This is a genomic window from Bradyrhizobium sp., assembly GCF_027307225.1.
GTDB lineage: Bacteria > Pseudomonadota > Alphaproteobacteria > Rhizobiales > Xanthobacteraceae > Bradyrhizobium.
Map to the genome: position 1 here is coordinate 24,410 of NZ_DAHUXJ010000085.1, position 7,178 is coordinate 31,587.

7 protein-coding genes are annotated in these 7,178 nt (G+C 60.6%); 4 read left to right on the plus strand and 3 right to left on the minus strand.

The annotated features are described in order from the left end of the window. Positions 1-5: 5 nt before the first annotated feature. The 3 genes from M6D32_RS14870 to M6D32_RS14880 form a co-directional block, all read right to left on the minus strand. The gene (locus M6D32_RS14870) at positions 6-1,286 is read right to left on the minus strand and encodes a lipoprotein-releasing ABC transporter permease subunit (RefSeq protein WP_298257430.1); all 1,281 of its coding nucleotides are present in this window, start codon (positions 1,284-1,286) and stop codon (positions 6-8) included. Between the two features lie 61 nt (positions 1,287-1,347). Then, entirely contained in the window at positions 1,348-2,664 is a 1,317-nt protein-coding gene (proS, locus tag M6D32_RS14875) for a proline--tRNA ligase (protein WP_298257432.1), read from the minus strand. Between the two features lie 152 nt (positions 2,665-2,816). After that, positions 2,817-3,341, minus strand: a complete 525-nt coding sequence (locus tag M6D32_RS14880) for a copper chaperone PCu(A)C (protein ID WP_298257434.1) — start codon at positions 3,339-3,341, stop codon at positions 2,817-2,819. Positions 3,342-3,636: 295 nt separating this feature from the next. Here M6D32_RS14880 and M6D32_RS14885 point away from each other — a divergent pair, with 295 nt between their 5' ends. From M6D32_RS14885 to copD, 4 genes are all read left to right on the plus strand, one after another. Continuing rightward, complete coding sequence (locus tag M6D32_RS14885; RefSeq protein ID WP_298257437.1) at positions 3,637-4,017, plus strand: hypothetical protein; 381 nt, start codon at positions 3,637-3,639, stop codon at positions 4,015-4,017. A 64-nt stretch (positions 4,018-4,081) separates the two neighbouring features. After that, a complete protein-coding gene (locus M6D32_RS14890) occupies positions 4,082-5,035 on the plus strand; it encodes a hypothetical protein (protein ID WP_298257439.1) in 954 nt (317 codons plus the stop codon). A gap of 9 nt (positions 5,036-5,044) precedes the next feature. Next, on the plus strand, positions 5,045-5,398 hold the full coding sequence (locus M6D32_RS14895; RefSeq protein WP_298257441.1) for a copper resistance CopC family protein: 354 nt from the start codon (positions 5,045-5,047) through the stop codon (positions 5,396-5,398). 102 nt (positions 5,399-5,500) lie between these two features. Further along, positions 5,501-6,478: a copper homeostasis membrane protein CopD gene (gene copD / locus M6D32_RS14900; protein ID WP_298257443.1), complete on the plus strand. Its 978-nt coding sequence runs from the start codon at positions 5,501-5,503 to the stop codon at positions 6,476-6,478. The last annotated feature ends 700 nt before the right edge of the window (positions 6,479-7,178 follow it).

The window sequence follows — 7,178 nt, forward strand, 5'->3', positions numbered from 1 at the left end:
GTCCCTCACTCGTACCGCAGCGCTTCGACCGGATCGAGGCGCGCAGCACGCCAGGATGGGTAGAGCGTGGCCAGGAAGGACAAGGTCAGCGCCATGATTACGACGGCCGCAGTTTCGCCGAAATCGATTTCGGCTGGTAGCTTGGAAAGAAAATAGATCGTCGGATCGAAGATTTCGGTGCTGGTGAGCCAGGACAGAAACTGCCGGATCGATTCGATATTCATGCAGATCAGCACGCCGACCAGAAATCCGGTGATCGTGCCAACGACGCCGATCGAGGCGCCGGTGATCAGGAATATCCGCATGATCGCCCCTTGCGAGGCACCCATGGTGCGCAGGATCGCGATGTCGCTGCCTTTGTCCTTCACCAGCATGATCAGGCCGGAAATGATGTTCAACGCCGCGACCAGCACGATCAGGGTCAGAATCAGGAACATGACGTTGCGCTCGACCTGAAGCGCGTTGAAGAACGTCGCGTTGCGCTGCCGCCAGTCGACAAGGAAGATCGGTCTTCCCGCGGCCTCCGTCACGGCCTTGCGAAAAGCCTCGATCTTGTCCGGATTGTTGGTGAACACCTCGATCGCGGACACGTCGTTGTTGCGGTTGAAATAGGCCTGCGCTTCCGCCAGCGGCATGAACACAAAGCCGGAATCGTATTCCGACATGCCGATCTCGAACACAGCCGCGATCCTGTAGGGCTTGATGCGCGGCGTGACGCCCATCGGTGTCACCGCGCCTTTCGGCGAGATCAGCGTGATCATGTCCCCGGCGTGCACCGACAGCGAGTCGGCCAGCCGGCGGCCAATCGCGACCCCCTGCCCGTCGTCAAACCCCTCGAGCGAGCCTTGCTTGATGTTCTTGGCGATGGACGGAAGACTGTTGAGATCCTCGCCGCGAATGCCGCGAATGAAAATGCCGGATGCATTGTACGGCGAAGATCCGAGCCCCTGGCCGTCCACCACCGGCGCGGCGAGCTTGATGCCTGGCACCTGGCTGATCCGGTCGGCGACGTCCTTCCAGTCGGTCAAAGGCGATTCCAGCGGCTGTACCAGAAGGTGGCCGTTAAGGCCGAGGATCTTGTCCAGCAGTTCCTTGCGAAAGCCGTTCATCACGGCCATCACGATGATCAGCGTCGCGACGCCAAGCATGATGCCAAGGAACGAAAACCCGGCGATGACGGAGATGAAACCTTCCCTGCGGCGGGCCCGCAGATAGCGTCCGGACAGCAGCCACTCGAACGGCGCGAAAGGTCGGGTCTTAACTGTCTCGCTCATGGCTTGATCCATGTCCGATTTTCACACGATTCGGGCCAATTGTGGCCTCCCGTCCGGCCTGCGGTGGATAATCCTAGATCAGCCGGGCCAGCACGTCCGCCGCGCTCAGGTTCTCGCGCGTGCCGTCGGCTCGCTGCTTGAGTTCGAACTTGCCGTCTGCAAGTCCCTTCGGGCCTACGAGGATTTGCCAGGGAATGCCAATCAAATCCGCGGCCGCGAACTTGGCGCCCGCACGCTGGTCGGTATCGTCGTAAAGCACTTCGACGCCCTTGGCCATGAGGTCACGATAAAGTTGCTCGCACGCGCCGTCGGTATCTGCCGAGCCTTGCTTCAGGTTCAAAATCACCGCCTTGAACGGCGCGACGGCCTCCGGCCATTTGATGCCGGCATCGTCATGGCAGGCCTCGATGATCGCACCCAACAGCCGGGAAACGCCGACCCCATAGGAGCCGCCGTGAATGGTGACCTCGGCGCCATCGGGGCCAGCCACCATGGCCTTCATCGGCTCGGAATATTTGGTGCCGAAATAGAAGATCTGGCCAACCTCGATGCCTCGCGTGTGCACCCGCTTGTCCGCCGGCACTTCGCGCTCGAACCGTGCTGCGTCGTGCACGTCCTCGGTCGCCGCATAGACCGACGTCCATTGCTTGATGATCGGCGTGAGATCGCCGTCGTAGTCGACGCTTTCATCCGGCACCGGAAGGTCAAGCACGTCGCGGTCGCAGAAGACGCCGGACTCGCCGGTTTCCGCGAGCACGATGAACTCGTGGCTGAGATCGCCGCCGATCGGGCCGGTCTCGGCGCGCATCGGGATAGCCTTCAATCCCATCCGCGCGAAGGTGCGCAGGTAAGCGACGAACATGCGGTTATAGGCGCGCCGCGCGCCCGCCTCGTCGAGATCAAACGAGTAAGCATCCTTCATCAGGAATTCGCGTCCGCGCATGACGCCGAAGCGCGGCCGCTGCTCGTCGCGGAATTTCCACTGGATGTGATAGAGATTGAGCGGCAGGTTACGGTACGACTTGATGTAGGCGCGGAAGATCTCGGTGATCATTTCCTCGTTGGTCGGCCCGTAAAGCAGCTCGCGCTTGTGCCGATCGGCGATGCGCAGCATCTCGGGACCGTAGGCGTCGTAGCGGCCGCTCTCGCGCCAGAGATCGGCGAGCTGCAGTGTCGGCATCAAGAGCTCGAGCGCGCCGGTGCGATTCTGCTCCTCGCGAACGATCTGCTCGATCTTCGTCAACACCCGCAAGCCAAGCGGCAACCAGGCGTAGATGCCGGCCGCTTCCTGCCGGATCATGCCCGCGCGCAGCATCAGCCGATGCGACACGATTTCCGCCTCTTTCGGATTCTCCTTGAGGATGGGGAGAAAGAAACGCGACAGTCGCATGGGCCTTGCCTTTGGGGGAATCAGTCAGGTTTACAGGAATTTGCGGCAGTGAAACCGGATCGTGCGCCAAAACACAAGGCCGCAAGCCGCTGCGAGCCGTCAAAAGCCGCCAATCAAAGCGGATTTCCGGCCGTTTGCGGACCGAGTATCCCTTACATCTTCATGCCGGAATGATCGGGCATTTTCTTCATATCCATCTGCCCCCCATCCGTGGGGCCCATCGCGCCGATGCTTCCGACATCGAACACGACCGAGACCTTGCCGGCTTTTTCGAACTCCAGCGTGATCGGCAGCTTCTCGCCTTGCTTCAGCGGGCCCTTGAGGTCGGGCAGCATCAGATGGAAGCCGCCGGGGGTCAATTTCACCGTCTTGCCCGGCCCGATCACGAGACCGCCGTCGACGGGGCGCATCGTCATCACCCCGTTGTTCATGCTCATCTGGTGAACCTGAACCTTGTCGGAGACATCAGCCGAGCCTCCGAGCAAACGGTCCGGCGTCGTACCCTTGTTCTCGATGGTGAGATAGCCGCCGCCAACCTTGGCGCCGCCAGGCGTTGCGCGGCTCCAGGCCTGCGTGATGACGAGATCACCGGCCTTGACTTCGTCGGCACGAACCGGCGCCGCCAGGAGAACCGCTGCAAGAGCAAGACCAGAGAGCGCACTGACGATCTGTTTCATGAGATATTCCACGTCTGCCAATTTTCTTTCCGCTTGCGCTACCACAAGGAGCGCGGTGGCCGGGGTTGCCACGTCTACCCCGCCTACTATACTGACCGCGCCGGTTCAGCGGCGTATCGGTCACATCCGCTTGAATCGATCGTCGACCTGGTGAGACGGTTCAGAGATTCGAAGCGTAGCTCCATGAAACGCTGCGAACTCCGGATCGGAACACCAAGCCGGGAACCTACCGTCGTCCTGACCATCTATAGCAGTTATGCTTGTGAGCACGCCAACCGGATCAAATCAAGGACGCTTGAGGCTGCGCCTGTTCTGGCGAAGGCTGATCGGCGCGGTTGCGATCTACGCGTTGGTCATGCAGCCGCTGCTGCTGACGGTCGTCGGAACTCAGCTCGCCCAGGCGTCCGTCCTGGACGACGTTACGCTATCGCAGCTTTGCCTGCATGATGCCGACGGCACTCCGGTCGCACCTGCCGACCAGGAAAAACACGCCGCCCACCAGCACTGTCTGCAATGCTTTTCCAGCGCATTCGTTCTTGGCAGCCCGCAATCCGTCGTCGTCGCTTCCGCTGATCGCGAGTTCCGCAAGTTACGGCAGTCAGGGCGTGCGCTGCGCCTGCCATCGTCGTCGCAGTATTCAGTCGCTCGTCCGAGAGGTCCGCCGCTCAGCGCGTGATGCAATCCAGCCTTTTCGGCTGCTTCAACCTTGCGTTCACGTATTCTGACCGGAGAAAATCCTGATGTCTCGGCGTATGCCGCACACCCTTGCGCTTGCAGGCCTGATCGCGCTCACCTACACGTCGCATGCCCTTGCTCACTGCCTTGTTGGCGCCCGCTTCTTTCCTGCAACCCTTGCAACCGACGATCCCTGTGTCGCCGACGAGATGTCCTTGCCGACGGTGGCATGGTCGAAAACCGGCGACTTCCCGCCTGCGACCGAATGGGATTTCTCCGGTGAATTCTCCAAGCGCATCACCGAGAACTTCGGCATATCGATCGGTCAGGACTGGGCGTCCATTCGCCAGGCCAACGGCACGCTGACGCAAGGTTTCGATAATTTCGAGACCACCTTCCAGTATCAGATCGTGAAAAACCGCGAGCATGAGCTCGCCATTCTCTCGGGTGTGATCGTTGACTGGGGACGCACCGGTTCGACCGGCTCTGGGCTCGCCACCGACCACAGCCTCGTGACGCCGACGGTCTATGTCGGAAAGGGTTTTGGCGACCTCCCCTCGGAATTTGGCTGGTTCCGCGCTTTCGCCGTCACGGGTCAGGTCGGCTATCAGATTCCGACCAACTCGTTCGACTTCGCCCAGAACGCCTTCATTCCCCAGCAACTGGTCTACGGCGCCTCGCTCCAATACAGCATGCCCTATCTGAAATCGGAGATTGTCGACCTCGGGCTTTCCGACTTCATCAACCACCTGATTCCGATCGTCGAGTTGAACCTAACGACACCTGTCGCCAACAATTTCGGCAATCCCTACACGACCACCGGCACCGTCAATCCCGGCATCATCTACGTGGGCAGCACGTTCCAGATCGGGTTTGAGGCCATGATCCCGGTCAACCGCGCCAGCGGCAGCGGGGTCGGCGTTCTCGGCCAGCTGCATCTGTATCTCGACGACATGTTCCCATCGACCATTGGCCAGCCGCTGTTTGGCGGATCGGCGACCACCCCCCGCAAACTTTGAGGCAGCGCGATGCGCATCCTGACTTTCGCAACAACTACGTTTCTCGCGCTGGCGGCAACTACGACCGCCCATGCCCACGCCGTTCTCGACCATGCCGAGCCGCGGGTAGGAAGCACCGCTCCCGCGGCACCCAGGGAAGTCGTGCTGACCTTCTCGCAGAACATCGAACCGGCGTTCAGTTCGGTCGAGGTGAGCGATGCCAAGGGCGCGCGCGTCGACCAGGGCAAGCCGGTGATAAGCGCTACGACCATGCGGGTGGGCCTCAAGCCGCTGCCGCCGGGCACGTACCACGTTCGCTGGCGGGTTATGTCGGTGGACACTCACAGCACCGAGGGCAACTTCAGCTTTCAGGTCGGAAAGTAGCTTGACGCCGGCAATCGAGCCTCATGTGGGTACTGAGACCGCCTTCCCGTCGCGGATGGCGGCCTCTATCCGTTGCGGACCCGGCGCCTCATGGAGAGCATGTTGATCGATCCACTGATAGTTGCGCGGGACCTTCACCTGGCGTCGACGATCATCGTTGCCGGCGTGATCTTTTTTGACCTCTTCATTGCCGTTGCGCTCTGGCGAACCAAGCCGCCGTTGCTTGCAGCGCGCGCGGTCTTTCAATCGTCCAGCAGGAACGTTCTTTGGGTCTGCCTGGCGCTGTCGATCGCGTCGGCTTTGGCCTGGTTGTGGCTGCTGTCCATGCGGATCGGCCACCAGGACTTCCGTGACGTCATCAGCGATGGCACAGTCTGGCGCGTGCTGTCGCAAACGCAGTTTGGCTTCGCCTGGCAAATGCGGCTGCTGCTGGGCGCCGGGCTTGCCGTCTGCCTCCTTTTGAAAGGAACAAGCGGTGGTCGGCTCGCGGGCGGCCTGGTGTTCCTGGCGGGCCTGCTCGCCGCCGCCTATCTCGGTTCTCTCGCCTTTGCGGGCCATGGAGCGGAAGGATTGGGAATTGAGCAGCACATCCATCTGGCGGCCGATTTTCTGCATCTGATCGCCGCCGGCCTGTGGCTCGGCGCACTCGTGCCACTGGTGTTGCTGCTCGTCCATCTCGGGCGCTTCCAGGAGGATGGCTGGGCGTCGGCCGCCGCGCGTGCGGGCAGCCGCTTCTCGACGCTTGGCATTTTTGCGGTCGGCATCTTGCTCGTCAGCGGGCTCGTCAACGCCGCTTTCCTGCTCGGCGGGATGCATAGCCTGATCGACACCGCCTATGGCCGTCTGCTGCTTCTCAAGGTCGTGCTGTTCGCGGCCATGGTGTGCCTGGCCGGAATTAACCGGCAATACCTTGTCCCCCGTCTGTACGGTAGCCGGGGAACCGGCGGCGCCTCCGCTACCGCCCGAAGGTTCGTTCAGAGCGCGCTGGTCGAGATCGCGATGGGCCTTGCGATCGTCTGCATCGTCGGGGCGCTCGGCATCATGGCTCCGGCGAATGACATGGCCGCATACCTGCACTGACCGGCCATCGGCGGGTGGCCCGGATAAGCCACTCAATAAACTACTGAAATGTCTCCATTCGGGTTTTAAATGCCAAAATTCCATTCGTTTCGCGGCATGCGGCAATTTTGAACATTCGTTGCCGAAATGGATGACACAGGCGGAATTTTGGTCTAGGAATGCAGCCCTCAGACTGGCCGAAAGGCCAACGTCTGGTGGTCCAAGTCTCGGGAGGAGCCCTGGCGCGCAACAAGCAGCGTCGCCCCGTCAACCAAGATCAATAAGGAAACGGGGAAATAGGGACGACACAATTTTGGGAGCAGGACCTAGCAGGTCCTGCTCCCTTTTTATTTTCCACCAGTCTCATGTTTTGCCGCTGACCGGAAATTCAAAAGCGCTAGTGCTCCGATTCCGAAGTTCGTATCATATCGCGGCTCTACGTTTACGAACCTCGGAATCAAAGGAGCACTAGCAACTTATTGTTTTGAGTAGCGGCTTTGAATTTGAAGTTCCTATAACGAACTCACGGCGAAACTGATAGGAACTTCAAATTCGCCGCACTAGGGCCTGTCTTCAGTTAGGGGATTGAACGAAGCCGCTGGCGCGGCAATTGAGGAGGGATCGCAAGATCAGGCTCCTGTCTGAGAGGATTGCGGGTTTTGAGGCCCAACCCTTCAGACAGGAGATTTTCCAATGGCTGAGATCAGCCCTCTTCGCCGCC